Origin of the sequence: Pseudoduganella namucuonensis (genome assembly GCF_900116645.1) — a bacterium.
Classification (GTDB): Bacteria; Pseudomonadota; Gammaproteobacteria; order Burkholderiales; family Burkholderiaceae_D; genus Rugamonas; species Rugamonas namucuonensis.
This window is the reverse complement of the sequence record NZ_FPBO01000004.1, coordinates 88155-111462: the sequence shown is the minus strand read 5'-3', so window position 1 is coordinate 111462 and position 23308 is coordinate 88155. Positions and strand designations below refer to the sequence as shown.

At 65.9% G+C, this 23308-nt stretch carries 28 protein-coding genes; 15 read left to right on the top strand and 13 right to left on the bottom strand.

Annotated elements, in window-relative coordinates; translation table 11 throughout:
- Window positions 1–8 precede the first annotated feature (8 nt).
- From ureE to BM436_RS06060, 4 genes are read left to right on the top strand one after another with little or no spacing between them, the layout of a single operon-like run.
- Window positions 9–527, top strand: a complete 519-nt coding sequence (gene ureE, locus BM436_RS06075) for an urease accessory protein UreE (protein WP_093554574.1) — start codon at window positions 9–11, stop codon at window positions 525–527.
- Window positions 527–1207, top strand: coding sequence for an urease accessory protein UreF (locus BM436_RS06070; protein ID WP_093554774.1), 681 nt, complete (start codon window positions 527–529; stop codon window positions 1205–1207). Before ureE ends, BM436_RS06070 begins: the two co-directional genes overlap by 1 nt.
- A 13-nt stretch (window positions 1208–1220) precedes the next feature.
- Entirely contained in the window at window positions 1221–1856 is a 636-nt protein-coding gene (gene ureG, locus BM436_RS06065) for an urease accessory protein UreG (protein ID WP_093554572.1), read from the top strand.
- Window positions 1853–2443, top strand: a complete 591-nt coding sequence (locus BM436_RS06060; protein ID WP_093554570.1) for a HupE/UreJ family protein — start codon at window positions 1853–1855, stop codon at window positions 2441–2443. Before ureG ends, BM436_RS06060 begins: the two co-directional genes overlap by 4 nt.
- Window positions 2444–2445: 2 nt before the next feature.
- Here BM436_RS06060 and BM436_RS06055 read toward each other — a convergent pair whose 3' ends face one another.
- Window positions 2446–3054 (bottom strand): 1-acyl-sn-glycerol-3-phosphate acyltransferase, encoded by a 609-nt coding sequence (locus BM436_RS06055; RefSeq protein ID WP_093554568.1) that lies wholly within the window; start codon window positions 3052–3054, stop codon window positions 2446–2448.
- Between the two features lie 213 nt (window positions 3055–3267).
- On the opposite strand from BM436_RS06055, the gene BM436_RS06050 reads away from it, so the two are divergent.
- Entirely contained in the window at window positions 3268–4218 is a 951-nt protein-coding gene (locus BM436_RS06050; protein ID WP_093554566.1) for an MBL fold metallo-hydrolase, read from the top strand.
- Between the two features lie 85 nt (window positions 4219–4303).
- Here the strand turns inward: BM436_RS06050 and BM436_RS06045 are convergent, their stop codons facing one another.
- The 3 genes from BM436_RS06045 to BM436_RS06035 all read right to left on the bottom strand — a co-directional run bounded on the left by BM436_RS06045 (window position 4304) and on the right by BM436_RS06035 (window position 6154).
- Window positions 4304–5359 (bottom strand): alkene reductase, encoded by a 1056-nt coding sequence (locus BM436_RS06045; protein WP_093554564.1) that lies wholly within the window; start codon window positions 5357–5359, stop codon window positions 4304–4306.
- Between the two features lie 24 nt (window positions 5360–5383).
- Window positions 5384–5686: an ArsR/SmtB family transcription factor gene (locus BM436_RS06040; protein WP_093554562.1), complete on the bottom strand. Its 303-nt coding sequence runs from the start codon at window positions 5684–5686 to the stop codon at window positions 5384–5386.
- 108 nt (window positions 5687–5794) lie between these two features.
- Window positions 5795–6154: a DUF1304 domain-containing protein gene (locus BM436_RS06035; protein WP_093554560.1), complete on the bottom strand. Its 360-nt coding sequence runs from the start codon at window positions 6152–6154 to the stop codon at window positions 5795–5797.
- A gap of 120 nt (window positions 6155–6274) precedes the next feature.
- Here BM436_RS06035 and sugE point away from each other — a divergent pair, with 120 nt between their 5' ends.
- Window positions 6275–6595 (top strand): quaternary ammonium compound efflux SMR transporter SugE, encoded by a 321-nt coding sequence (sugE, locus tag BM436_RS06030; protein ID WP_093554558.1) that lies wholly within the window; start codon window positions 6275–6277, stop codon window positions 6593–6595.
- 16 nt (window positions 6596–6611) lie between these two features.
- On the opposite strand, the gene BM436_RS06025 is transcribed toward sugE, so the two are convergent.
- From BM436_RS06025 to BM436_RS06005, 5 genes are all read right to left on the bottom strand, one after another.
- The gene (locus BM436_RS06025) at window positions 6612–7376 is read right to left on the bottom strand and encodes a substrate-binding periplasmic protein (protein ID WP_093554556.1); all 765 of its coding nucleotides are present in this window, start codon (window positions 7374–7376) and stop codon (window positions 6612–6614) included.
- 99 nt (window positions 7377–7475) lie between these two features.
- Window positions 7476–8435: a M14 family metallopeptidase gene (locus tag BM436_RS06020; protein ID WP_093554554.1), complete on the bottom strand. Its 960-nt coding sequence runs from the start codon at window positions 8433–8435 to the stop codon at window positions 7476–7478.
- Window positions 8436–8584: 149 nt separating this feature from the next.
- Window positions 8585–9052, bottom strand: a complete 468-nt coding sequence (locus BM436_RS06015; protein ID WP_093554552.1) for a hypothetical protein — start codon at window positions 9050–9052, stop codon at window positions 8585–8587.
- A gap of 86 nt (window positions 9053–9138) precedes the next feature.
- Window positions 9139–10026 (bottom strand): pirin family protein, encoded by an 888-nt coding sequence (locus BM436_RS06010; RefSeq protein ID WP_093554550.1) that lies wholly within the window; start codon window positions 10024–10026, stop codon window positions 9139–9141.
- 51 nt (window positions 10027–10077) lie between these two features.
- Complete coding sequence (locus BM436_RS06005; protein WP_093554548.1) at window positions 10078–10677, bottom strand: FMN-dependent NADH-azoreductase; 600 nt, start codon at window positions 10675–10677, stop codon at window positions 10078–10080.
- 124 nt (window positions 10678–10801) lie between these two features.
- Here BM436_RS06005 and BM436_RS06000 point away from each other — a divergent pair, with 124 nt between their 5' ends.
- Both BM436_RS06000 and BM436_RS05995 read left to right on the top strand, forming a co-directional pair.
- A complete protein-coding gene (locus tag BM436_RS06000; RefSeq protein WP_093554546.1) occupies window positions 10802–11713 on the top strand; it encodes a LysR family transcriptional regulator in 912 nt (303 codons plus the stop codon).
- A gap of 23 nt (window positions 11714–11736) precedes the next feature.
- Window positions 11737–12153, top strand: a complete 417-nt coding sequence (locus tag BM436_RS05995; protein WP_177306986.1) for a GNAT family N-acetyltransferase — start codon at window positions 11737–11739, stop codon at window positions 12151–12153.
- Between the two features lie 170 nt (window positions 12154–12323).
- On the opposite strand, the gene asd is transcribed toward BM436_RS05995, so the two are convergent.
- Window positions 12324–13169 (bottom strand): archaetidylserine decarboxylase, encoded by an 846-nt coding sequence (gene asd / locus BM436_RS05990; RefSeq protein ID WP_093554773.1) that lies wholly within the window; start codon window positions 13167–13169, stop codon window positions 12324–12326.
- 210 nt (window positions 13170–13379) lie between these two features.
- On the opposite strand from asd, the gene BM436_RS05985 reads away from it, so the two are divergent.
- Genes BM436_RS05985 through BM436_RS05975 form a run of 3 tightly spaced genes read left to right on the top strand, consistent with a single transcriptional unit; the run spans window position 13380 to window position 16989 of the window.
- A complete protein-coding gene (locus BM436_RS05985; protein WP_229489196.1) occupies window positions 13380–13745 on the top strand; it encodes a hypothetical protein in 366 nt (121 codons plus the stop codon).
- Window positions 13742–16060, top strand: coding sequence for a GAF domain-containing protein (locus tag BM436_RS05980; protein WP_177306984.1), 2319 nt, complete (start codon window positions 13742–13744; stop codon window positions 16058–16060). The genes BM436_RS05985 and BM436_RS05980 overlap by 4 nt, the downstream gene beginning before the upstream one ends.
- A 5-nt stretch (window positions 16061–16065) precedes the next feature.
- Window positions 16066–16989: a LysR family transcriptional regulator gene (locus BM436_RS05975; RefSeq protein ID WP_093554540.1), complete on the top strand. Its 924-nt coding sequence runs from the start codon at window positions 16066–16068 to the stop codon at window positions 16987–16989.
- 4 nt (window positions 16990–16993) lie between these two features.
- Here the strand turns inward: BM436_RS05975 and BM436_RS05970 are convergent, their stop codons facing one another.
- Both BM436_RS05970 and BM436_RS05965 read right to left on the bottom strand, forming a co-directional pair.
- A complete protein-coding gene (locus tag BM436_RS05970) occupies window positions 16994–17698 on the bottom strand; it encodes a DUF899 family protein (protein WP_093554538.1) in 705 nt (234 codons plus the stop codon).
- 134 nt (window positions 17699–17832) lie between these two features.
- Window positions 17833–18681: an aldo/keto reductase gene (locus BM436_RS05965; protein WP_093554536.1), complete on the bottom strand. Its 849-nt coding sequence runs from the start codon at window positions 18679–18681 to the stop codon at window positions 17833–17835.
- 280 nt (window positions 18682–18961) lie between these two features.
- Between BM436_RS05965 and BM436_RS05960 the strand changes: the two genes are divergently transcribed.
- The 3 genes from BM436_RS05960 (at window position 18962) to BM436_RS05950 (ending at window position 20878) form a co-directional block, all read left to right on the top strand.
- Window positions 18962–19255, top strand: a complete 294-nt coding sequence (locus BM436_RS05960; protein ID WP_093554534.1) for an H-NS histone family protein — start codon at window positions 18962–18964, stop codon at window positions 19253–19255.
- A 270-nt stretch (window positions 19256–19525) separates the two neighbouring features.
- A complete protein-coding gene (locus BM436_RS05955; protein ID WP_093554532.1) occupies window positions 19526–20140 on the top strand; it encodes an LON peptidase substrate-binding domain-containing protein in 615 nt (204 codons plus the stop codon).
- 93 nt (window positions 20141–20233) lie between these two features.
- Window positions 20234–20878, top strand: a complete 645-nt coding sequence (locus tag BM436_RS05950; protein WP_093554530.1) for an FMN-binding negative transcriptional regulator — start codon at window positions 20234–20236, stop codon at window positions 20876–20878.
- On the opposite strand, the gene BM436_RS05945 is transcribed toward BM436_RS05950, so the two are convergent.
- Window positions 20865–21818: a DMT family transporter gene (locus BM436_RS05945; RefSeq protein ID WP_093554528.1), complete on the bottom strand. Its 954-nt coding sequence runs from the start codon at window positions 21816–21818 to the stop codon at window positions 20865–20867. The two genes, BM436_RS05950 and BM436_RS05945, sit on opposite strands and share 14 nt — an antisense overlap.
- 131 nt (window positions 21819–21949) lie before the next feature.
- Between BM436_RS05945 and BM436_RS05940 the strand changes: the two genes are divergently transcribed.
- Window positions 21950–23293 carry an erythromycin esterase family protein gene (locus BM436_RS05940; RefSeq protein ID WP_093554526.1) on the top strand — a complete coding sequence of 448 codons (1344 nt, stop codon included), beginning with the start codon at window positions 21950–21952 and terminating at the stop codon, window positions 23291–23293.
- Window positions 23294–23308 lie beyond the last annotated feature (15 nt).

Genomic DNA, 23308 nt, shown 5'->3' with positions numbered 1-23308 from the left:
GGCCCCGCATGCTCACCCTACACACCAAGCTGGCCGCCGCCGAGGCGGGCAAGATCGCGGCGCAACTGGTGCTGCCGTACGAACTGCGCGAAAAATGCCGCCTGCGCGCCACCCTCAGCAGCGGCGAGGAGGCGGCCGTGTTCACCGCGCGCGGCACCGTGCTGCGCGACGGCGACCTGCTGGCCGGCGAGGACCGGTCGGTGGTGGTGCAAGTGGTCGCCGCGCGCGAGCCGACCTACAAGGTCACCTGCGCCGACGCCCTGACCCTGCTGCGCTGCGCCTTCCACCTCGGCAACCGCCACACGCAGGCGCAGGTGGGCGACGGCTTCCTGCGCATCCGCGCGGACGCGGTGCTGAAGGACATGCTGCACGGCCTGGGCGCGGCGGTGGCCGAGGAGATGGCCGCGTTCGAGCCGGAGTCCGGCGCCTACGGCGGGGGCCACGGCCATGGCCACGAGCACGGCCACCCGCTGGCGCCGATTCCGCTGCGCCAGAAGATCCACCGCCCGGGGGACGCGTCCGCATGATGCAAGCGTCCGCGCTGCTGCACCTGCTCCAATTCGCCAGCCCCGCGCTGCCGATCGGCGCCTACAGCTACTCGCAGGGCCTGGAGGCGGCGCTGGAGGCGGGCGAGGTGCGCGACGCCGACACCGCCCGCGCCTGGATCGCCCGCCACCTGCGCGAAGTGATGGCCCCCTGGGAGGCCCCCGTCAACTGGCGCCTGATGCGCGCCTTCACCCGCCGCGACGCCGCCGCCGTGGCCGAGTGGAGCGAGCGTTTCCTGGCCTCGCGCGACACCGCCGAATTCCGCGCCGAGACCGTGCAGATGGGCTTTTCCCTGTCCCGCCTGGTCTCCGAACTGGGCATCGCCGACGCCGACATCACGGCCATGTTGCCGCCCGAGGCGGAGCTGGCGCTGCCCGTGGCCTACGCCTGCGCGGTCGCCGCGCTCGACATCCCGCACCAGGAGGCGCTGCTGGCCATGCTGTTCGCCTGGGCCGAGAACCAGGTGCTGGTGTGCGTCAAGTCCGTGCCGCTGGGGCAGGTGGCCGGGCAGCGCATGCTGCTGTCGCTGCGGCCCGAGATCGAGGCCGCCGCGCTGGTGGCGCAAGCCATCGCCGACGAGGACATGAGCAACTGGTCGCCCGGCCTGTCGCTGCTGTCCATGCGCCACGAAATACAGTACAGCCGACTATACAGATCATAAAAAGGAACACGTCATGAACACATCCAACCCGCTGCGCGTCGGCATCGGCGGCCCGGTCGGCTCCGGCAAGACCGCGCTGTGCGAAATGCTGTGCAAGGGCATGCGCGACCACTACGACATGGCCGTCATCACCAACGACATCTACACCAAGGAGGACATGGAGATCCTGCTGCGCGCGGACGCCTTGCCGGCCGAGCGCCTGATGGGCGTGGAGACCGGCGGCTGCCCGCACACGGCGATCCGCGAGGACGCGTCGATCAACCTGGAGGCGATCGCCCGCATGCAGGCCGATTTTCCCGACCTGGACCTGATCCTGGTGGAATCCGGCGGCGACAACCTGGCCGCCACCTTCAGCCCGGAACTGTCGGACCTGACGATCTACGTGATCGACGTGGCCGGCGGCGAGAAGATCCCGCGCAAGGGAGGCCCGGGCATCACGCGCTCGGACCTGCTGATCATCAACAAGACCGACCTCGCGCCGCACGTCGGCGCCAATCTCGACATCATGGCGCGGGACGCCAAGCGCATGCGCGGCGCGCGTCCCTTCTTCTTCACCAACCTGCGCAGCGGGGAAGGGGTGGGCGACGTGATCGACTTTATCCGTGAACAAGGCCTGCTGGGGCCGGCCAACAAGAAGGAGTCCGCATGAAACCCGCCGTTCGTACCGCATTGCTGGCGCTGGTCGCCGCCACCGGCGCCGCCGCCAGCGCGAGCGCGCTGGCCCACCCGTCCGCCGCGCACGCCATCGCCGCCACCGCCACCGGCCTGGGGGAGCAGGCGCTGGCCGGCTTCGCGCACCCGTTCACGGGCTTCGACCACTTGCTGGCCATGACGGCGGCCGGCATCTGGAGCGTGCGCCAGCCGCAAGGCGCGCATCTGCCCAAGGTGTTCCTGGCCGCGATGCTGCTGGGCGCCCTGGGCGGCGTGGCGGGGGTGACGGTGCCCGGACTGGAGACCGGCATCGCCGCCACGGTCGCGTTGATCGGCGCGCTGATCGCGATGGCGGCGCGCCTGCCGGCGATGGCGGGCGCGGTGATGGTCGCGGCCTTCGCGGTCCTGCACGGCAACGCGCACGGCCATGAACTGCCGCAGGTGGCCAGCGCCGCCGGCTTCCTGGCCGCGAGCGCGCTGCTGATGGCGGCGGGACGCTGGTTCGGCCGCGCGGCCGAAGGCGGCATGGTGCGCGCCGCCGGCGCCGGCATCGCCGCCACCGGCATGCTGATGCTGGCCGCGTAAACCTAGTCCGGCCGCCGCTCCCGCAGCACGATGGGGGCGGCGTCCCCGGGATGCAGTCCCTGGTGGCCGGCGAAGCCGGCGCGTATCGCCGCCATGTCGGTGTCCTGGTCGCCGGTGAGGAACACATGGTCCCGCACTCCCAGCACCTTGTTGGGGTAATCGATGTACACCAGGCATAGCGGCACCCTGGCCGCCAGCGCCAGGTGGTAGAAGCCGCTCTTCCAGTTCGGCCGGTAGCCGCGTGTGCCCTCGGGTGTGATGCCCACCCAGTACCAGTCGGCCGCGTTCATGCGGTCGGCTTGGCGCTGGATCATGCCGGTCTTGGCGCCGCGGTCGACCGGATCGCCGCCCATGGCGTGGAACCACTTGCCCAGCACGGGAATCCTGAACAGAGTATCCTTGGCCAGCCAGCGGAACGGCAGATCCAGCGCCCATTTGCCGAACAGGCCGATGATGAAGTCCCAATTCGACGTGTGCGGGTAGATCACCGCGATGCCGCGCGGACCGGGCAGCGGACGCCACAGCATGCGCCAGCCGAATAGGTTCAGCATCCGCAGCGCCACGCGCTGGCCCAGGCGGGGCAGGGCCGCGGGCTTCAGTTCATCTTCCATGGCGGTCTCCATTCTCGCGCGGCGCTTGCTAAATAAGTAGTGTTGACAGGACGGCATTTCACGTCGTGAAAAATCCGAGCCCGGCATTCTATCGCCGCCTTCCGCGCGCGGCAAGACCGTCGAGTTCGCTTGTGGTTTTTGAGCCGCCTCAACAGAGTATTGGTTTTTACGCTATCTTATCGTTCCGCATAACACTAAATAAAAGGGGTAACCATGATCCTGAAGACACGCCACCTCGCCCTGTTCGCCGCCATCGCGGCCGCCTGCGCCACTGTCCAGGCCGCCGCGCCCATGGCCAAGAGCCAGGCGCCGGGCTATTACCGCATGATGCTGGGCGACTTCGAGGTGACCGCGCTCAACGACGGCACCGTGGACCTGCCGGTCGACAAGCTGCTGCACCAGGACGCCGCCAAGACCAACAAGGCGCTGGCCCAGTCGTTCCTGAAGGCGCCGCTGGAGACCTCGGTGAACGGCTACCTGGTCAACACCGGCGGCAAGCTGGTGCTGATCGACACCGGCGCGGCCAAGCTGTTCGGCCCCACCTTGGGCAAGCTGGTGGCCAACCTGAAGGCGGCCGGCTACCAGCCGGAGCAGGTCGACGAGATCTACATCAGCCACATGCACAGCGACCACGTGGGCGGCCTGGCCGCGGACGGCAAGGCCGTGTTCCCGAACGCCGTGGTGCGCGCGGAGAAGCACGACACGGATTTCTGGCTGAGCAAGGTGAACATGGAGAAGGCGCCCGCCGCGATGAAGGGCTACTTCCAGGGCGCGATGAATTCGGTGTCGCCGTACAGCGAGGCGGGCAAGCTGAGCCCGTTCGAGGGCAACACCGAGCTGGTGCCGGGCGTGAAGGCGGTGACCAGCTTCGGCCACACGCCGGGCCACACCACTTACGTCATTGAAAGCAAGGGCCAGAAGCTGGTGCTGCTGGGCGACCTGCTGCACGTGCAGGCCGTGCAGTTCGAGGACCCGTCGGTGACGATCGACTTCGACGTCGACAGCAAGGCCGCGCTGGCGCACCGCAAGGCCGCGTTCGCCGAGGCCGCCAAGCAAGGCTACCTGATCGGCGCCTCGCACCTGCAGTTCCCCGGCATCGGCCACGTGCGCGCGCAGGGCAAGGGCTACACCTTCGTGCCCGTCAACTACACCGCGCCGCGCTGAAGCGAACTGAGCCCCATTTGGGGCATGGCGGGGACGCCGAGTCACCAAATGGGGCTCAGTTCGCTTGGGGCACGGCCCGCGTCGACTACGCCAGGGCGGGGTAGTCCGTGTAGCCCTCGGCGCCCGAGTGATAGAACGTTTCGGGACGCGCCGGGTTCAGCGCGGCGCCGGCCTGCAGGCGGCGCGGCAGGTCGGGGTTGGCGATGAAGTCCTTGCCCCAGGCCACGGCGTCGGCGGTGCCGGCGGCGATGATGCCCTCGGCCGTCGCCTTGTCCATTTTCTCGTTGGCGATGTAGATGCCGCCGAACTCCTTCTTCAGCAGCGGTCCCAGGCTGTCCTCCCCCACCGCTTCGCGCGCGCAGATGAAGGCGATGCCGCGCTTGCCCAACTCGCGCGCCACGTAGCCGAAGGTGGCGGCCGGGTCGGAATCGCCCATGTCGTGCGAATCGGCGCGCGGCGCCAGGTGCACGCCGACGCGGCCCGCGCCCCACACCTCGATGCACGCGTCCGTCACTTCCAGCAGCAGCCGCGCGCGGTTCTCGACCGGGCCGCCGTAGGCGTCGGCGCGCAGGTTGGTGCTGTCCTGCAGGAACTGGTCCAGCAGGTAACCGTTGGCGCCGTGCACCTCCACGCCGTCGAAGCCGGCCAGCTTGGCGTTTTCCGCGCCCTTGCGGTAGGCGGCGACGATGCCGGGGATCTCGTCCGTTTCCAGCGCGCGCGGCGTCACGTACCCGCGCTGCGGACGCAGCAGGCTGACATGGCCCTTGGGCGCGATCGCGCTGGGCGCCACCGGCAATTCGCCGTTCAGGAAATGGGGATCGGACACGCGGCCCACGTGCCACAGCTGCAGGAAGATCTTGCCGCCGGCGGCGTGCACGGCGTCGGTCACCACTTTCCAGCCGGCCACCTGTTCGTCGGACCAGATGCCCGGCGTGTCGGCGTAGCCCACGCCCTGCGGCGTGACGGCGGTGGCCTCGCTCAGGATCAGCCCGGCGGAGGCGCGCTGCACATAGTATTCGGCCATCAGCGCGTTGGGCACGCGCTCGCCGCCCACCGCGCGCGAACGCGTCAGCGGCGCCATGATGACGCGGTTGTTCAGGGTCAGGTCGCCAATTTTGATCGGTTCGAACAGGTTTGCCATGATGTGTTCCTTAAAGTGCGGCCGCTACAGGCCTTCATTCATATGGTCAATAAAGCCCTGGATCACTTCATCGTTGCGCTTGAAAAAGTTCCACTGTCCGACCCGCTGGACCGTCACCAGTCCCGCCTTCTGCAAGGTCGCCAGGTGCGCCGACACGGTCGATTGCGACAGCCCGGTGCGCTGGTCGATCAGGCTGGCGCACACGCCGAAGGTCAGCGGGTGCGCCTGGTCGGCGAAATAGGCTTCCGGCTGCTTCAGCCAGGCCAGGATCTGGCGCCGGACCGGATTGGCCAGCGCCTTGTGGATTGCGTCGATGTCTATGCTCATATTGGACTCTAGCGATGTACGCATCGGATTGGTTCGATGTGTATATCGGTATCTTACGATATAAATGGAAAACCCGCTGGCGGCGCCTTTTTGGGTCCTGATTTGCGGTCAGGCCAGACCGAGGAGCAGCAGCGCGACGGCGGCCGGCACCGTCTGCACGAACAGGATGCGGCGCGACACGGTGGCCGCGCCCCACAGGCCCGCCACCGCCACGCAGCTCAGCCCGAACACGGTGAAGGCGCGCGCGGTCGCCGGATCCGGATGGAGGAAACCCACCGCCAGGGCGGCGACCAGGAAACCGTTGTAGCAACCCTGGTTGGACATGGCCGGCTGCACGATCTCCGCCTTTTCCGCCGACAGGCCGAACACGCGGCGCCCGCGCGTGCGGAACAGCACCGTTTCCAGCAACACGATGTAGACGTGGATCAGCAGCACCAGGCCGGTCACGATTTGGGCAAGCAGCAGCATAAGGGTCCTCTACGATGCAAATATTGCAGCAATGATATACTTTCCGGCGTTGCCTGCGGGGACGACCTCGCGCTGAAGGGCCAGTGGGGCGGGGACGACCTTGCCGTGCAAGGGGGAATCATGTCCTGGGTGTTGTTATTTATCGCCGGTTTGCTGGAAATCGGCTGGGCCGTGGGCTTGAAATACACGGAAGGCTTTACCCGGCTGCTGCCATCGGTGGCCACGCTGGGCGCCATGGCCGGCAGCGTCGGCTTGCTGGGGCTGGCGTTGCGCGAGCTGCCCTTGGGCACGGCTTACGCGGTCTGGACCGGTATCGGCACGGTGGGCACGGCGCTGTTCGGCATCCTGGTGCTGGGCGAACCGTCCGGGGCGCTGCGCCTGTTCTGCATTTCGCTGATTACTTGCGGCATCCTCGGCTTGAAGCTGGTGTCGCCGCACTGAGCCACGCCGAGGGACGTCAGGGAAGGGCGGTGGCCCAGCGCTCGTAAATGCGGGCCAGTTCGCCCTTGGCCGCCAGTTTTTGCAGCGCCTGGGTCATCAGGCGCGCGGTATCGGGATCGGTTTTCTTACTGATCCAGAAATAGATCGGCTCTTCCTTCATCACCGTCGGCAGGATGTACACCTTGTCCTGCAGCTTGTGGCGGCGGATGATCCATCCCAGCGTCAGCTCGTTCATGTACATGAAGCGGCCGTGGCCGGCGATGATTTTCTTCAGGTTGGTCAGGTTGTCGCCGGTGCTGTCGTCCACGTGCAGGCCCAGCTTGCGCAACTGCTCGGAATAAGCGGCGCCGCGCGAGGTGGCGATCAGCGGCTTCAGGCGCACCAGGTCGTCCATCGTTTCCACGCTCACCTTGTCGTTGATGGCCGCCGCCAGCCGGTGGCGCACCACGTACAGCTTGCCCGCCTGGAGCGCGATCCGGCGGCGGCGCTCCGAATCCAGCAGCCCACAGGCGGCGGCCACCCGGCCCGTTTCCAGGCCTTGCTCGATGACGGGGACGGAGCGTAAATCGTCGAGGCCGGTGAACCTCAGCCTGGGTTCGGCCTTTTCCATGGCGGCCAGGATGTCCGGACACACGCCCTCGGCGCGGCCGTCGCGCAGCACCCATTTGGGCGGAATGCTCTCCTGGCCCAGCACGCGGACCGGCACGGTGGTGTCCGCCTGCGCGGTGTGGGCCAGGCTTGTCAGTAGGGCGGCGGCCAGCGGCAGCGGCGGAATGCGCATGTTAATCTCCTGCAAACCATTGTAGCCGCAGGCAAAGCCGCGCGCACCGCCTTTGGGCCGCTGTCGCGCCACCGCGACAGCGGCCCGAGCCTGCAGGGGCTAGAACGCCGCGTTGGCTTTCGCCAGGTAGAACCATTCGGCGTTGGCCTTGGCGTTCACGTCGGGGAACAGGATGGTGGCGTCGTACGGGGCCAGCACCGGCGTGCCGTCCGCGCGGCGGCCGATCTCGTCGCCCTTGGCCAGGCGGTCGAAGCTGGACCAGACGCGGCTGAAGGTGTCGCCCGCGTCCAGCCGGTCGCGCACTTCCACCATGCTCAGGTATTCGGTTTCCTCCGGGTTCACGGGCTCGGGAGCGGGCGCCGCGATCAGGCCCAGGAAGGCGAGCGTGTTCATGATGGCGCGGTAGGCCACCTCGGGCGCCTGCGGATCGGCGTGCTGGCCGCATTCCAGCGTCAGCGCGTAGCCGCCCGTCGAGCGCATGTACTCGGTGGTGCCGACGCCGTAGCGCAGCACGGTTTCCAGCTGCGAGTCGCCGCGCAGGCGGCGCTGCACGCCGTCGCCATAGGTCGCCAGCCAGCCGTCGACGAAGCGGTGCACGCCCAGGCGGCGCGCCATGGCGCGTTCCCGCTCCTCGTGACGGAAGGGCTGCAGCGCGCCGTCGTTGTCGCGCGGGCCCACCATCACGAAAGGCTGGCTGGCGGCGTTAAAGGAATGCAAATCCAGCAGCACGTCGTGCTGGGCCAGCAGCGGGCACAGCCAGTTGGCGATGCGGTCCTCGAAATCCTGGGGCGCCTCGTTCGGAAACAGGTTGCGGTTCAGGTTGCGGTCGCCGGAGCGTTCGCCCTTGGCGTAGGCCAGCGGATTGGTGACGGGGACGAATGTGACGCTGCCGTTGACGATGCGCAGCGCGCCGCTGTCCAGTTCCGCCATCACGCGCGCGATGCCCTTGGTGCCGCAGGTCTCGTTGCCGTGGACGGCGCCGGTGACGATCAGGCGCGGTCCCTTGCCCTGGCCGGTATAGTTGACGGATTTGAAATGCAGTTCGCTTGCTACGGTCATGCTGTGTTCCCCTGGTCTGGTCGATGGCCGCTATTCTAGCGGCTATTGCCCCCCGGAAGCGGCGTGAGCAGCACATGGGGTCAGACCCCCAAGCGGCGTGAGCAGCACATTGGGGCGGTCCTCCCCCCCCAAGCGGCGTGATCGGGGGATCAGGAGCGCATTTCGATGACGTCGAACGGCGATTGCATGTCGGCCAGGAAAGCCAGCAGGTTGCGGACGCGGTAGGGCGCCTCTTCGCCCACCGTCGAATCGATGGCGTGGCGCAGCCCCGGCACGGCTTCGGCGGTGTGCGGGCTCTGGTAGGCCTTGATCAGCAGGGCGGCCAGTTGCGCCGCCTCGCGCTCGTTGCGGTGGCGCAGCCGCGCCTCGATCACTCCCAGCAGGGCGCGCTGCATGCGCGGGGTGGGATGGGTGATGTGGGCGAACACCAGCGGCGTGTTGGCGATGGCGTCCGCGATGCGGCGTTCCATTTCCTCCGGCTTGACGTCGGAGGCGATGTCGAAATAGGCGCCCACCCAGCGCGTGCGCGCGTGAGCGTGTCCCGGCGGGAAGGAGTCGGCGGTCTCGAAGCCGCAGAGTCGGCTCAAGTTCTTGAGCCAGGCGAGTAGAGTGTTCATGGCGGCATTCTAGCCGTTTGCGCCCGACAAATGTAGACAGCCCCGGGGGACCGGCCCCCGGAGACTGGTTGTGACCTTGATACGACCTAAGCGTGCGCTTCCTCGCCCAGCTTGCCGGCGCGGAAATCCTCGACCGCCTGCATCAGCTCGGCCTGCGTGTTCATCACGAACGGGCCGTATTGCGCGATCGGCTCGTTCAGCGGCTGGCCGGCGACCAGGATGAAGCGGCTGTCCTCGGCCGCCTGGATGCGCACGCCGTCCGCATCCGGGGTGTTTTCCAGGATCGCCATGCGGCCGCTGGCGACCGGCTTGCCGCCGATCTCCACCGCGCCGCGATAGGCGAAGATGAAGGCGTTGTGGCCAGCCGGCAGGCGTTGGCCGAAGCTTGCGCCGGCCGGCAGTTCCACGTCTATATAAATAGGCTCCGTCACCTCGCGCTGAACCGCGCCCCGCACGCCGTGGCTGTGGCCGGCGATCACCTTCACTCGCGCGCCCTCATCGGTGGCGAAGGCGGGCACCTGCTCGGCGTTGAAATCGCGGTACCACGGCTGGCGCATCTTGTCCTTGGCTGGCAGGTTCAGCCACAGCTGGAAACCCTCCATGAGGCCTTCCTCCTGCTCCGGCATCTCGGAGTGGATCACGCCGCGCCCGGCCGTCATCCACTGCACGCCGCCGTTGCTCAGCAGGCCCTCGTTGCCGGCGCTGTCGCGGTGGCGCATGCGGCCGGTGAGCATATAGGTCACCGTCTCGAAGCCCCGGTGCGGATGGGACGGGAAGCCGGCGATATAGTCGTTGGCCGCGTCGCTGCCGAAGTTGTCCAGCATCAGAAACGGGTCGAGGCGGCGCTGCAGCGGCTGGGTCAGGACGCGGTTGATCTTCACGCCCGCCCCGTCCATCACGGCCTGGCCGTTGATGATGCGTTCCACGCCGCGCGATCGCAGCACGCTTTCCGATGTTGCGTTGACTTGATTCATGCCATTCTCCTAAGTTTGCCCCGGCGCCCGCGGGCGCCGCCTCTCAATCCATTACACCAGAACCGCGTTGATCTGGGCGTCCGCGTCGGCCTGCGCCTTGGCGACGGCGTCCGGACCCATGCCCAGGCCTTCCGAGTAGACGAACCGCACGTCGGTTATGCCCAGGAAGCTCAGGAACATCTTCAGGTGCGGCAACTGGGTGTCGCTCGGCGCGTCGCGGTGCATGCCGCCGCGGGCCAGGGCGACGTAGACCTTTTTGCCGCTCAACAGGCCGACAGGGCCGGTGGCGGTGTATTTGAAGGTCACGCCGGCGCGGGCGATCGCGTCGAACCACGATTTCAGCTGCACGGTGATGCCGAAGTTGTACATCGGCGCGCCGATCACGATCACGTCGGCCGTCTGCACCTGGGCGATCAGCGCGTCGTCCAGCGCGACGCGGGCCGCTTGCTCGGGGCTGCGCTGGTCGGCCGGGGTGAACAGCGCCTGCAGGGTGGGCTCGTCGATGACCGGGTGCGGCTGGGCGGCCAGGTCGCGGCGGGCGATTTCAGCGCCGGGGTTGCTGGCGGCCAGCTTGGCGACGATGGAGTCGGCCAGGCGGGTGGACTCGGAACCGGTGCTGCGGGCGCTGGAATTGATTTGCAGGATGTTCATGGTGTGCTCCGTTCTTTGTTGGGTCGTTGTTGGGTTGTTTGCTGCGATGGATGTACTTTAACAATTCCAAAATCAAAGAAAAAGCCGTTAAAATGGATAACATTAGTCCACCTATGGAACAATCATGGCCTTGGATCCCGGAGATTTGTTGCTATTTGCCCGCATAGTCGAGTACGGCAGCTTCAGCATGGCGGCCGACCGGCTGCAATTACCCAAGTCCACCGTGTCCCGGCGGCTGTCGCTGCTGGAGGCGCATCTGGGCGAGCGGCTGCTGCAACGGACCACGCGCCGGTTGGTACTCACCGAGTTCGGGACCAGCCTGCTGGAACACGCCCGCAAGGTGGTGGAAGAGACGGAGGCCGCCGGTGCATTGGCGCAGCATCGCCAGCAGGCGCCCAGCGGCTTATTGCGGGTGTCGATGCCGGGCGATTTCGCCAATTACGCCATGGATCGGGTATTGGCCAAGTTTATGGAAACGTATCCGGCCATTTCGCTGGAACTGGATTTGTCGCCGCGCCGCGTCGATCTGGTGGCGGAAAACTTCGACCTCGCCATTCGCATGGGAAATCTACCCGACGATTCGTCCTTGGCGGCGCGGCCGGTCGCCATCAGCCGCATGGCCTTATATGCGTCGCCGTCTTATACGGCGTTGCACGGCCTGCCGGAACATCCGGATGACTTGTTTCGGCATTCATTATTGAGTCTGCCGCGCATGCAAAACGGATTGACGCGCTGGACTTTATTGCGCGGTAAAACAACCTGGGCAAGGGATTTGCCAGTGAAAATGATGGCTAATTCCCCCGAGCTATTGGTGCGGATGGCTTCAACAGGCATAGGCATCGCGGCCAGCACCGAATTATTCGCGCGCGGTTTCCTGAAAAGCGGCGCCTTGGTGCGCATATTGCCGGATTGGGCCATGCCCACCGTCACCGGCTGGGCGGTATTTCCAGGCCGGCGACTGATGCCGGCGAAAACAAGGGTATTCCTGGATATGCTGGAATCGATGAATAACGATGGGGAAGGATTGGGGGCTTAATGGCGACATTACGGAAAGCGGTGGTGGACGACATTCCCGGGATGCATAAGGTTCGATTGGCGGTGCGCGAGAATCCCTTGACCTCATCCTTCATACGGGAAGAGCACTACGTGCCGGAGATAACCGTAACGGGCGATGGCTGGGTAATCGAAAAGGATGGCGGGATTGTGGCTTTTGCGATCGGCAATAAGCTCACCGGCAATATATGGGCGCTGTTTGTCGATCCCTCGCACGAAGGGCGTGGATATGGGAGCCGGCTGCACGATGTCATGGTCGAAAGCCTGTTGGCGCAAGGCCTGGACAGCTTGAACCTCTCCACCGGAGCGGACACCAGGGCGCGCGTGTTTTACGAGTGCAAAGGCTGGCGCCAAGTGGCCTGCCGCGACGGCGACGTGTGGTTCGAGTACGCCGCAGGGGCAAACTCGGCGAATTCAAGCTAATATTTGGCTTGATAATGCCAGAAACGGGCATAAACCGTGCGTGCGGAGACGGTTGGGTGCGACGGCGGGGAATGTTTTTCGAGCGGGGGGATTTCAGGAATGGAATTTATCCATTCCTGTTTTCGCCGGTTGCGCCGATATGGCGCGCGGCATTAAACGCTGGTGGGGTGTTACTGGAGATTGGCCATCATTTCGCCCAGGCGCACCGGGGCGGCCGGTTGCCAGGCGTTATTGAATTGCAGCGCGTCTTTGGGGAACAGCATGACCACGGTGGAGCCGAGCAGGAAACGGCCAAGCTCTTCGCCTTTTTTCAAGACGATATCCTGGTCCGCGTAAGTCCATTCCTTGATATCCGGCTGCCGCGGGGGATTGACCACGCCATGCCATACCGTCGCCATACTGCCCACGATGGTGGCGCCCACCAGTGTCATGACGAATGGACCCTGGGCCGTGTCGAATACGCAGACCACGCGTTCATTGCGCGCGAAAAGGCCGGGAATGCCGCGCGCCGTCGTTGGATTAACCGAAAACAGCTCGCCCGGAATATAAATCATGCGCGTCAGTTTGCCATCGCAAGGCATGTGTATGCGATGGTAATCACGCGGGCTCAAATACAGGTTGGCGAAACTGCCATGCTGAAACTTGGCCGCCAATTCCCTATCGCCGCCGACCAGCGCGGTGGTGGTGAATTTATGCCCCTTGGCCTGGAATATCTGGTCGTCGTCGATGACGCCGAATTGGCTGATGCGTCCATCGACAGGGCAGATAAAGTCGGCCTGCGCCAAAGGACGGGCGTCCGGACGCAATGCGCGGGTGAAGAATTCGTTGAAGCTGTGATAACTCGCGATATCAGGATTGAGCGCCTCGCCCATATTCACATCGTATTTACCGACGAACCAGCGGATCAAGCGGGTGGTCATGGCGCCGCCTTTCGCTCCCGCCACACGGCCTGCGAAGTTGGTCAACGCGCCCTTGGGGAGCAGGTATTGCGGCAGTACGGCTAGGCGGTCGGACACAGTTATCATACCTATCAATATAGATGAATACGCATTATAACGAAGCGCTGGTGACGCGGGAAAAAATCCGCATCGCCCTGTGCATGGGGTGGATGGTATGATTGAAGGATGGCAAAAACTAAAAAAATCGAGCCACTGATAGAGACGGCGGATACGCCAGATGCGCTGCACCAGGCCTTGGCCGAGGTGCGCCATTTGCAGCGTACTATCATGGCACTGCGCACCGAACTGGAAATCGCGCACCACGAACGCCAGCGGCAGGTGCAGGACGCGTTGTCCGGCGCCCACAACGAGGTGCAGCAGGTGCGCGCCACGGTGTTGACGCTGCGCGAGTCGCTGGAGCAGGCCCAGCTGGAGCGCGAAGCCGCCTTGAAGACAGCATCCACCGGCGCGCAGGCGGAAATCGCCCAGCTGCGCGAAACGGTGGCCGTGCTGCGCACCGAATTGGAACGCATTACCGGCGAGCACGCGGAAGCGATGCAGCAGGCCGCGACATCGCACCGCAGCGAGGTGATGCAGTTGCATGAAACCATACGTGTCCTGCGCGACGCCCTTGAAGCGAATACCCACGCATGAATCACATGGAAAAAAACGGTCCCGAACCGCGCGCCAAGCCGAACGGCGCGGCCGCCGCCACCGCCACGGCCGGCGCGCAGAGCCGGCGCTTGCGCCAGGTGGAGCTGTTGCTGGAAACCTCGCGCCGCATGGCGGCCTACGACACGCTTGACGAAATCCTCACCGCCCTGGTGGAAGTGACCACCGAGGAGCTGGGCGCCGAGCGGGGCACGCTGTTCCTGAACGATGCCGAGACCAACGAGTTGTTTTCCCGCGTCGCCCAGGGGGAGACCCAGCGCGAGATCCGCTTCCTGAACACTTCCGGTATCGCCGGCCACGTCTTCACCACCGGCGAGCCGCTGCTGATCTCGGACGCCTACGCCGATACGCGCTTCAACCGCGCGATCGACGAGCAGACCGGCTTCGTCACCCGCAACATCCTTTGCGTGCCGATCCGGACTTTCAAGGGCGAGATCATCGGCGTGTCGCAGACGCTGAACAAGCGCCGCGGCAAGTTCACCCGCAACGACCTGCAATTGCTGGAGGCGCTGACCACCCAGGGCACGCTGGCGCTGCAAAGCGCGCGTTTCCTGGAAAGCATGAAGAAGGTGCGCCGGCAAGAGATGGAGTTCATCGACGTGGTGTCCGAGGTCACCGCCGACATCAAGCTGGGCTCGCTGCTGCAGCGCGTGATGGGCGAGGCCACCCGCTTGCTGAACGCGGAGCGCTCGACCTTGTTCCTGAACGACGAGAAAACCGGGGAGTTGTGGTCCGAGGTGGGGCAGGGACTGGAATCGATGCAGATCCGGCTGCCGAACAACGCCGGCATCGCGGGCGCCGTGTTCACGTCCAACAAGACCATCAACATTCCCTACGCCTACGCGGACTTGCGTTTCAACCCCGCGTTCGACAAGCGCACCGGCTATTTCACCCGTTCCATCCTGTGTGTGCCCATCGTTAACAAGAACGGCAAGACCATCGGCGTGACCCAGGTGCTGAACAAGCGCGGCGGCCCGTTCACGGGAGAGGATGAGTCGCGCCTGCGCGCGTTCACCGCCCAGATCTCGATCGCGCTGGAAAACGCCAAGCTGTTCGCCGACGTGCAGCAGATGAAGAACTACAACGAGGCGATGCTGGAGTCGATGTCGAACGGCGTCATCACACTCGACAGCCTGGAAAAGATCGTCACCTGCAACGCGGCAGGCATGCGCATCCTGCGGGTGGACTCGGCGCAAGTGCTGGGCCGCCCGGCCAACGAGTTCTTCGTCGGCCCGAACAGCTGGGTGCTGGACAAGCTGCGCCAGGTGGAGGAAAACCAGTCCGCCGAGCACATGATGGACGCGCCGCTGATCGTCGGCGACGAGACGATATCGGTGAACTTCAGCGTGCAGCCGCTGCTGTCGGTGGAGAAGAAGCGCATAGGCTGGATGCTGATGTTGGAGGATATCTCCAGTGAAAAGCGTTTAAAAGCCACGATGTCGCGCTATATGGACCCGAACATTGCCGACCAGATGGTGGCCAACGGCGCGGAGATGCTCGGCGGGAAAAACGTGACGGCCACGGTGTTGTTCTCCGATGTGCGCAGTTTCACGACCATCACGGAGCAGTTGGGCGCGCAGGGCACGGTGGCGCTGCTGAACGAGTACTTCACGATGATGGTCGATTGCATCCAGCGCGAAGAGGGCATGCTGGACAAGTTCATCGGCGACGCCATCATGGCCGCGTTCGGCATCCCGGTGCCGCACGAGGACGACGCCGACCGCGCCGTGCGCACCTCGATCGCCATGATGCGCGAGCTGCGCGCCTGGAACCAGGTGCGCGTGAAGGATGGCAAGCTGGCGGTCGACATCGGCATCGGCCTGAATTCCGACCAGGTGGTGTCCGGCAATATCGGCTCGAAGAAGCGGATGGACTACACCATCATCGGCGACGGCGTGAACCTGGCCGCGCGGCTGGAGTCCGCCTGCAAGCAGTATGGCGCGCACATATTGATCTCGGAATTCACCTACCGGGCGCTGCGCGGCACCTACCGCGCGCGCGAGCTGGACATTGTGGTGGTGCAGGGCAAGACCAAGCCGGTCTCCATTTACGAGGTGATGGATTACCACACCGAGGAAAGCTACCCGCACCTGATCGACGCCATGGGCCTGTTCCGCAACGCCGTCATCAACTACCGCAAGCGCAAGTTCGCGGCCGCGCAGCACCTGTTTGAAGAGGTCAAGGCGCTGAACCCGAACGACAAGGCGGCCGCCATGTATATCGACCGCTGCCAGCGGCTGGCGGCCGACCCGCCCGACGCCGACTGGGACGGCGTGTATGTGATGCAAACCAAATAGCCGCGATGAAAATACCGAAGAGCACGCTGGAACAGTGGCAGGTGCTGCAAGCCATTGTCGATTGCGGCGGCTATGCGCAGGCGGCGGAGGCCTTGCACCGCAGCCAGTCTTCGGTCAGCTACATGGTGGCCAAGCTGCAGGAGCAGCTGGGCACGGAGTTGCTGGAGATCGACGGCCGCCGCGCGCGGCTGACACAGAACGGCGAGACCCTGCTGCGCAAGGCGCGCCAGTTGCTGGACGACGCCTTCCAGCTGGAGGAGCTGGCGCAGAGTCTGAACGCCGGCTGGGAGTCCGAGTTGCGCTTCGCGGTGGACAGCCTGTTCCCCAGCGAGCTGCTGATCCAGATCCTGCAGGAGTTCGAGCCGCTGGCGCGGCACACCCGGGTGAATCTCGAGGAAACGATCTTGTCGGCGTCCGACGACGTGCTGCGCGAAAAGCGGGCCGACGTGGTGATCGCCAATTACGTGCCCAGCGGCTTCCTTGGCGACGCGCTGCTCGATATCGAGTTCGTCGCCGTGGCCCATCCCTCGCACCCGCTGCACGGCCTGGGACGGGACTTGAACGAGGACGACCTGGAGCGGCACCTGCACATCGTGGTGCGCGACGGCGGCGTGTCCAGCACGCGCGATTTCGGCTGGCTCAACACGAACCAGCGCTGGACCGTGACCAGTCCCGCCACGCGCACCGAGATGGTGTGCGCCGGGCTGGGTTTCGGCTGGATGGCCAAGCACAAGATCGCGCGGCACCTGGAGGCGGGGCAGTTGAAGCCGCTGCGGCTGCGGGTGGGGCAGAAGCGCAAGCTGTCGCTGTCGCTCATCATCGCCAACGCCGAGCGGCCCGGTCCGGCCGCGTGCCAACTGGTCGGCATCATCCGCTCGGTGATCGCGCGGCACTGTCAAGCCAGGGGCGGCGGCTGCCCCGAAATCTGAGCCGCTAGGCGCCAGGATATTCCAGCTTCGGATACCAGTCCGTTCCCCGCCCCGCCGGCGTGAGGTCCAGGATGTTCCACAGGGGCGTCGGGTCGGGCGCGCCGCGCGGGTCCTGGCCTGGGTCTTGGGTGCCGCCCATTTCGGACGCCCAGAAGTGGCGCACCACACCGTCCTTCCTGACCCAGATGTCCAGCGCCGGCCACTCGCTGCCGTCCGGCGCCAGGCCGCGGTAGTCGCGCGCGAAATCGTCGCCGACGGTGGCGTAGAACTTGAGGTTGCGCCAGCCGCGCTCGCGGGCGAAGGCCAGTTGCCGCTCGACCGGCGAGCGGCCGATGACGGCGATGGCGATGCGCTGCGCGATGTCGCGCGCCGGGGTGTCCAGCGCGCCGATCAGGGCGGTGCACATGGGGCACGGCCGCTCGCGCCGCGGCCCGTACATCCAGAAATAGGTGCACAGGGTGTCGTGCTGGCCGAACAGGTCGGCCAGCTTCACCGTTTTGCCGTTCTCGTCCTTGAAATCGTAGTCGGGCGCCTCGCCGCCAGGCGGCAGCGCGCGCCGCTGCTCGGCCACGCGTTCGATATGGCGCCTGAGTTCGATCTCCTCGGCCAGCAGCGCCACGCGCGCCGCGCGGTAGGCCGCGCTGTCGTTGGGGTAGGGTTTGCCGGCCGCCTGCGCGGCAAGCTCGGCGGCGGGTTTCAGTTCGTTCATCGCGTCCTCCTGTGGTGGCGCTTGCCGCATGGCGCATGGCATCGCCGATGCCGCGCGATCCACGCACCTTACGCCAGGCGCGCCGCGCGGACGGTGCGCCAGCGCACCCGGGCCGCGCCCGGCGGCGGCGCGGATCAGCGCATTTCCAGCGGGCTGTTCCGGCGGGGCAGGGGATAGGCGCGGTCCAGTTCGGCCAAGTCCTCCGGCGTCAGCGCCAGGTCCAGCGCCGCGCGGTTTTGCCGCACGTGCTCCGGGCTGGACGCCTTGGGGATGGCGATCACCCGGTCCTGCCGCAATATCCAGGCGAGGGCCACTTGCGCCGGCGTGGCGCCGTGCCGTTCGGCCACGGCGCGCAGGCCGGGATTGCCCAGCATGGCGCGCTGTTCGCGGGCCGACGATTCCAGCGGCGAATAGGCCATGACGGGCACGTCATTCCGCTGGGACCACGGCAGCAGATTCCATTCGATGCCGCGCTTGGCCAGGTTGTACAGCACCTGGTTTGCGACTATGCCGTCGCCGCCGGGCAGGGCGCGCGCCTCGTGCATGTCGTCCAGGTCGAAGTTGCTGACGCCGTAGTCGCGTATCTTGCCGGCGCGTTTCAGCGCCTGGAAGCCTTCCAGCATTTCCTCCAGCGGCACCGAGCCGCGCCAGTGCAGCAGATACAGGTCCAGGCAATCCGTTTTCAGCCTTTTCAGGCTGCGCTCGCAGGCGGCCCGCACGCCGGCCAGGCTGGCGTTGTGCGGATACACCTTGCTCACCAGGTAAATCTGTTCGCGCCGGCCGGCGATGGCCGCGCCCACCACTTCCTCGCTGCCGCCCTCGGCGTACATTTCGGCCGTGTCGATCAGCGTCATTCCCAAATCCACGCCCAGCTGCAATGCGGCTATTTCCCGCTGGCGCCCGGCCGCGGTCTCGCCCATATTCCAGGTTCCCTGGCCCAGCGCCGGAACGCCGACGCCGGATGATAGTTGCACTGTCTTCATGGCGCACTCCTTTGTTGTCGGCTTCAATCTTACCCCATGGTTGCTCATTTTGTAATTCAGCGCCATTCCGTGTATCCAAACACTTTCCGGGGCGCCGCGGTATTTATTTCCGGAGAATGTATGGAATATGCACTTCAATTCATAATTGACTAGAATAGTCATGTATTCTTATGGTAAATTGCGTTTCTGGATTCTCACAGATTGTCACACTGGTTTTTATCGCAACACGCAACCATGGGCCAGTCGGGAGATTCGCCCACTTAAACTTAAGGAAGCTGTGATGACTACCTATCAGGAATATCAGGCCAAGATCGCCGAACTGCAAAACCTGGCCGAAAGCGCCCGCCGCGAAGAACTGAACAAAGCGAAAGAACAGATCGCCGCTATCATGCGGGAACACAATCTGTCGCTGTCGGACCTGGCTGGCACCGCCAAGCCCGCTAAAGTCAGCAAGCCACGCGCGCCAGTGCCGATGAAATATCGCGACGAGGCCACCGGCCAAACCTGGACCGGCCGTGGCCGCGCTCCGAAATGGCTGGAAGGAAAAAGCAAGGAATCCTTCCTGATTAAGTAATGCCCCTGCAGTGCCGAAGTAAAGGCGCGCTTCGGAAAGTATCGGGCATATCCACGCGGATATGCCGGCTATTTTCCGCGCAAGCCGGCCTTGTTTAAAACAACGGCCTCCGCTTGCCGCGCCCGATAGCCCCGGTCCGCGCCCCCGCGCGCGCCGCGCCGGGCTGCCGTCGCGCCCCGCCATGTCGCTTTCGTGTTGAAAGAGGCGCGATTCCCCGCCGCCGCCCGTATTTCGCGTTTCAGCCACGCTTCAATCGTGCGATGATAGCGGATGTCCGCAATTCCCTTATTCCCGCTTAATACCGTCTTATTCCCGGATGGCCACTTGCCCCTGCAAGTGTTTGAAGTCCGCTATCTGGACATGATCAAGAAATGCATAGCCAGGTCCGAAGAGTTTGGCGTGGTGGCGCTGGCCTCCGGTAGTGAAACCCAGCGCCCGGAACAGCACGAGGTATTGACGCCGATCGGCACCATGGCGCGCATCGCCGACTGGTCCGCGCCCGTTTCAGGCCTGTTGCATATCACCTGCGTGGGCACCAACCGCTTCCGCATTCTTTCATCCGAACAGCTCAAGCACGGTTTATGGATGGGCGAGGTGGAAATGCTGGAGCCCGATATGGCGCTGTCCGTGCCGGCCGAACAACAGGACGTGGCCAATGCGCTGGGCGCGGTGATCCGCTCGCTGCAGAAACGCCAATTGCCCCCCGCCCAGATGCCGCTGCTGCCGCCTTACAAGCTGGACGATTGCGGCTGGGTCGCCAATCGCTGGTGCGAATTGCTGCGCCTGGGCGTGCCGCAAAAGCAGCTGCTGATGGCGCAGCTCAATCCCGTGCTGCGGCTGGAACTGGTGCAGGACGTGCTCAGCGAGAACGGCCTGCTGAGCTGAAGCGGTCGTGGTTCCATATTTTCCCCGCGTGCTGGCCCTGCCCATGGGGCCTGCGGGACGCTACACTGGACGGCCCAACCCTATGGAGCCGCCATGTACACCCAAGCCGCATTCCAGGAAGACCGCCCGGACCTCCAGCACGCCCTGATCCGCGATTATCCATTGGGTACGCTGATCGCCACCGGTGGCGCCGGCGTCACCGCCGACCTGATCCCCTTCATCCTGTATCCGGGGGAGGGCGCGCGCGGCGTGCTGCGGGCCCACGTCGCGCGCGGCAATCCGGTGCTGGAGGCGTTGCGGGAAGGGAGCGAGGTGCTGGTGGTGTTCCAGGGCGAGGACGCCTATGTCAGTCCCAGCTGGTACGCGACCAAGGCGGAAACCCACAAGGTGGTGCCGACCTGGAATTACGCCATGGTGCAGGTGCGCGGCCGGCCGCGCGTGGTGGACGACGGCGCCTGGCTGCGCCGCGTGCTCGACGACCTCACCGACAAGCAGGAGGCGGCGCTGCCGGCGCCCTGGCGGGTGGCGGACGCGCCGGCCGAATTCCTGGAGCGGATAGCGCAGGCCATCATCGGCATCGAAATCCCGGTGGCGTCCATCGCCGGCAAGTGGAAGATGAGCCAGAACCGCGGCGCGGCCGACCGGCTGGGCGTGATCGCCGGCCTGCGCTCGGTGGGGCGGGACGGCGCGGCCGCGCTGGTGGAGGCGACGCTGCCGCCGGCCGTCAAGGCGGCGTGACCTCCTCCTCCAGCGCGTGCACCCGCACCGACCACATGACGCCCGCCGTCAGCAGCACGATGGCGGCGGTTTCCAGCGGGCGCGGCCACTGCTGCTTGTAGATGAAGCCGTATAGCAGCGCGAACAGCGTTTCAAACAGGATCAGCTGTCCGGACAGCGTGACCGGCACGCGGCGGCTGGCGACGTTCCACAGGTGGTTGCCGATCACGGACGCGCCCAGCGCCAGCAGGGCGTTGGTGATCCAGAACACGGTCCAGTCGCGTCCGCTCGCGGCGCCGGCCGCGCCGGTCACCTCGCCATGCCAGACGGCGAGCGCGGCCAAGCCCACCATCAGCGCGATCAGCCCGCTGGACAGGCCGTACAGGGCCGACCATTCGGCGCTGGTGAAGTGCGGGTTGCGCTTCAGGTAGCGCGCGTTGTCCAGCGTGTACCAGCTCCAGCAGAACAGGGCGCCGGTGGCGCACAGCACGCCCAGCAGCGTGCGCCACGGGTCGCCGCCGGCCGCCCGGGCGTGGCTGAACACGTCGATGTTGATGCAGGCGATGCCGGCCGCCACCACCAGCAGCGGCAGCGCCAGCCGCCGCAGCGGCACGGCGCCGTGGTCCTTGCGGCCCATCAGGGTGACGGAGATCGGCAGCACGCCGATGATCAGCGAGGTCGGCGCCACGCCGGCCAGCTTCACGCCCATGGCCAGCAGCATGTAATAGACGATGTTGCCGGCCAGCGCATGGCGCACCAGCGCGTGGTGGTCCGCGCGGTCCAGACGCGCCACCAGGCCGCGCAGGCGCGGCAGCATCAGGCCGAAGGCGATGGCGCCGTAGGCGACATAGCGCCCCACCGCCATCTCAACCGGCGAAAAGGCCGACAACAGCTCCGGCACGATGAACACCATGCCCCACATCGCTCCGGCCAGCAGGCCGCACAACACACCATTCCACATGATTCGGTTTTTCCAAATGACAAGCCCGATAGTGTCTCACAGCTGGCGCGGTCGCGGGGCATGGCGTGCGCCATGGCGCTCGCGGCGGGCGTACGATAAAAGGAGAGGACACCTATACGGGAGCGCGCCCCATGACCGATCCAGGCACCATTGCGGCGCTGCGCTATGAAGCGCGGGCGCTCGCGTCGGACGAGCAATTCGACTACCTCCTTGAATGCATAGGCGACGCGTCGCTGGTGCTGCTGGGCGAGGCCACGCACGGCACCCACGAGTTCTACCGGCTGCGCGCCGAGATCAGCAAGCGGCTCATCGTCGAAAAGGGCTTCGACGCCATCGCCGTCGAGGCCGACTGGCCCGACGCCCTGCGGGTCAGCCGCTACGTGCAGCACGCCAGCGCGGACGGCACGGCCGACGCCGCGCTGGCCGGTTTCCAGCGCTTCCCCCAATGGATGTGGCGCAACACCGAGGTGGTGGAGCTGATCGACTGGATGCGCGCCCACAACGCGCACGTGGCCGATCCGCGCCGGCGCGCCGGCTTTTACGGGCTGGACCTGTACAGCCTGCGCGCCTCCATGCACGCGGTGATCGCCTACCTGGACCAGGCCGACCCGGCCGCCGCGCGCCGCGCCCGCGAGCGCTATTCCTGCATGGACCACCTGGCGGAGGACCCGCAGCGCTATGGCTACGCCACCACCTTCGGCCTGGCGCGCGATTGCGAGGACGAGGCGGTGCGCCAGTTGCGCGAGCTGAACCAGCAGGCCCTGCGGCACCTGTCCGAGTCCGGCGGCGCCGTGCCGGACGAACTGTTCTACGCGCAACAAAACGCCCGCGTGGCGAAGAACGCGGAAATCTATTACCGCGCCATGTTCCAGCACGGCGACGCCTCGTGGAACGTGCGCGACACCCACATGGCCGAAACGCTGCGCGCCCTGCGCGTCCACCTCGGCAAGCGCAACGAACGCGCGCCGGCGCGCATCATCGTGTGGGCCCACAATTCCCACTTGGGCGACGCGCGCGCCACCGAGATGGGCGAGGGCGGCCAGCTCAACCTCGGCCAGCTGGTGCGGGAGCAATATCCCTTGGGCGAATCCTTCCTGCTGGGATTCACCACGCACACGGGCACGGTGACGGCGGCGTCCGAGTGGGACGGGCCGGCGGAGTTGAAGCCGGTGGTGCCGTCGCGGCCGGACAGCGTCGAACGCCTGCTGCACGCGACCGGCATGGGCAATTTCCTGCTGCCGCTGCGCGGCCACAACAGCGTGTTGGCGCAATTGCCGGACCGCAGGCTGGAACGCGCCATAGGCGTGATTTACCGCCCGGAGTCGGAACGCCACAGCCACTATTTCCACGCCGACGCCGCGCAGCAGTTCGACGCGCTTATCCATGTCGACCGCGGTTCCGCGGTGCGGCCGCTGGAGCGCTCCGCGCTATGGCATGGGGACGAGGTGCCGGAGACGTATCCGTCCGGGCTGTAGGGCTTGTTCCGGCTT

Excerpts from the sequence above, each read along its gene's own strand:
- ureE (WP_093554574.1), top strand. The coding sequence starts at position 9 with ATGCTCACCCTACACACCAAGCTGGCCGCCGCCGAGGCGGGCAAGATC.
- BM436_RS06070 (WP_093554774.1), top strand. The coding sequence starts at position 527 with ATGCAAGCGTCCGCGCTGCTGCACCTGCTCCAATTCGCCAGCCCCGCG.
- ureG (WP_093554572.1), top strand. The coding sequence starts at position 1,221 with ATGAACACATCCAACCCGCTGCGCGTCGGCATCGGCGGCCCGGTCGGC.
- BM436_RS06060 (WP_093554570.1), top strand. The coding sequence starts at position 1,853 with ATGAAACCCGCCGTTCGTACCGCATTGCTGGCGCTGGTCGCCGCCACC.
- BM436_RS06055 (WP_093554568.1), bottom strand. The coding sequence starts at position 3,054 with ATGGAAGATGAACTGAAGCCCGCGGCCCTGCCCCGCCTGGGCCAGCGC.
- BM436_RS06050 (WP_093554566.1), top strand. The coding sequence starts at position 3,268 with ATGATCCTGAAGACACGCCACCTCGCCCTGTTCGCCGCCATCGCGGCC.
- BM436_RS06045 (WP_093554564.1), bottom strand. The coding sequence starts at position 5,359 with ATGGCAAACCTGTTCGAACCGATCAAAATTGGCGACCTGACCCTGAAC.
- BM436_RS06040 (WP_093554562.1), bottom strand. The coding sequence starts at position 5,686 with ATGAGCATAGACATCGACGCAATCCACAAGGCGCTGGCCAATCCGGTC.
- BM436_RS06035 (WP_093554560.1), bottom strand. The coding sequence starts at position 6,154 with ATGCTGCTGCTTGCCCAAATCGTGACCGGCCTGGTGCTGCTGATCCAC.
- sugE (WP_093554558.1), top strand. The coding sequence starts at position 6,275 with ATGTCCTGGGTGTTGTTATTTATCGCCGGTTTGCTGGAAATCGGCTGG.
- BM436_RS06025 (WP_093554556.1), bottom strand. The coding sequence starts at position 7,376 with ATGCGCATTCCGCCGCTGCCGCTGGCCGCCGCCCTACTGACAAGCCTG.
- BM436_RS06020 (WP_093554554.1), bottom strand. The coding sequence starts at position 8,435 with ATGACCGTAGCAAGCGAACTGCATTTCAAATCCGTCAACTATACCGGC.
- BM436_RS06015 (WP_093554552.1), bottom strand. The coding sequence starts at position 9,052 with ATGAACACTCTACTCGCCTGGCTCAAGAACTTGAGCCGACTCTGCGGC.
- BM436_RS06010 (WP_093554550.1), bottom strand. The coding sequence starts at position 10,026 with ATGAATCAAGTCAACGCAACATCGGAAAGCGTGCTGCGATCGCGCGGC.
- BM436_RS06005 (WP_093554548.1), bottom strand. The coding sequence starts at position 10,677 with ATGAACATCCTGCAAATCAATTCCAGCGCCCGCAGCACCGGTTCCGAG.
- BM436_RS06000 (WP_093554546.1), top strand. The coding sequence starts at position 10,802 with ATGGCCTTGGATCCCGGAGATTTGTTGCTATTTGCCCGCATAGTCGAG.
- BM436_RS05985 (WP_229489196.1), top strand. The coding sequence starts at position 13,380 with ATGGCACTGCGCACCGAACTGGAAATCGCGCACCACGAACGCCAGCGG.
- BM436_RS05980 (WP_177306984.1), top strand. The coding sequence starts at position 13,742 with ATGAATCACATGGAAAAAAACGGTCCCGAACCGCGCGCCAAGCCGAAC.
- BM436_RS05975 (WP_093554540.1), top strand. The coding sequence starts at position 16,066 with ATGAAAATACCGAAGAGCACGCTGGAACAGTGGCAGGTGCTGCAAGCC.
- BM436_RS05970 (WP_093554538.1), bottom strand. The coding sequence starts at position 17,698 with ATGAACGAACTGAAACCCGCCGCCGAGCTTGCCGCGCAGGCGGCCGGC.
- BM436_RS05965 (WP_093554536.1), bottom strand. The coding sequence starts at position 18,681 with ATGAAGACAGTGCAACTATCATCCGGCGTCGGCGTTCCGGCGCTGGGC.
- BM436_RS05960 (WP_093554534.1), top strand. The coding sequence starts at position 18,962 with ATGACTACCTATCAGGAATATCAGGCCAAGATCGCCGAACTGCAAAAC.
- BM436_RS05955 (WP_093554532.1), top strand. The coding sequence starts at position 19,526 with ATGTCCGCAATTCCCTTATTCCCGCTTAATACCGTCTTATTCCCGGAT.
- BM436_RS05950 (WP_093554530.1), top strand. The coding sequence starts at position 20,234 with ATGTACACCCAAGCCGCATTCCAGGAAGACCGCCCGGACCTCCAGCAC.
- BM436_RS05945 (WP_093554528.1), bottom strand. The coding sequence starts at position 21,818 with ATGTGGAATGGTGTGTTGTGCGGCCTGCTGGCCGGAGCGATGTGGGGC.
- BM436_RS05940 (WP_093554526.1), top strand. The coding sequence starts at position 21,950 with ATGACCGATCCAGGCACCATTGCGGCGCTGCGCTATGAAGCGCGGGCG.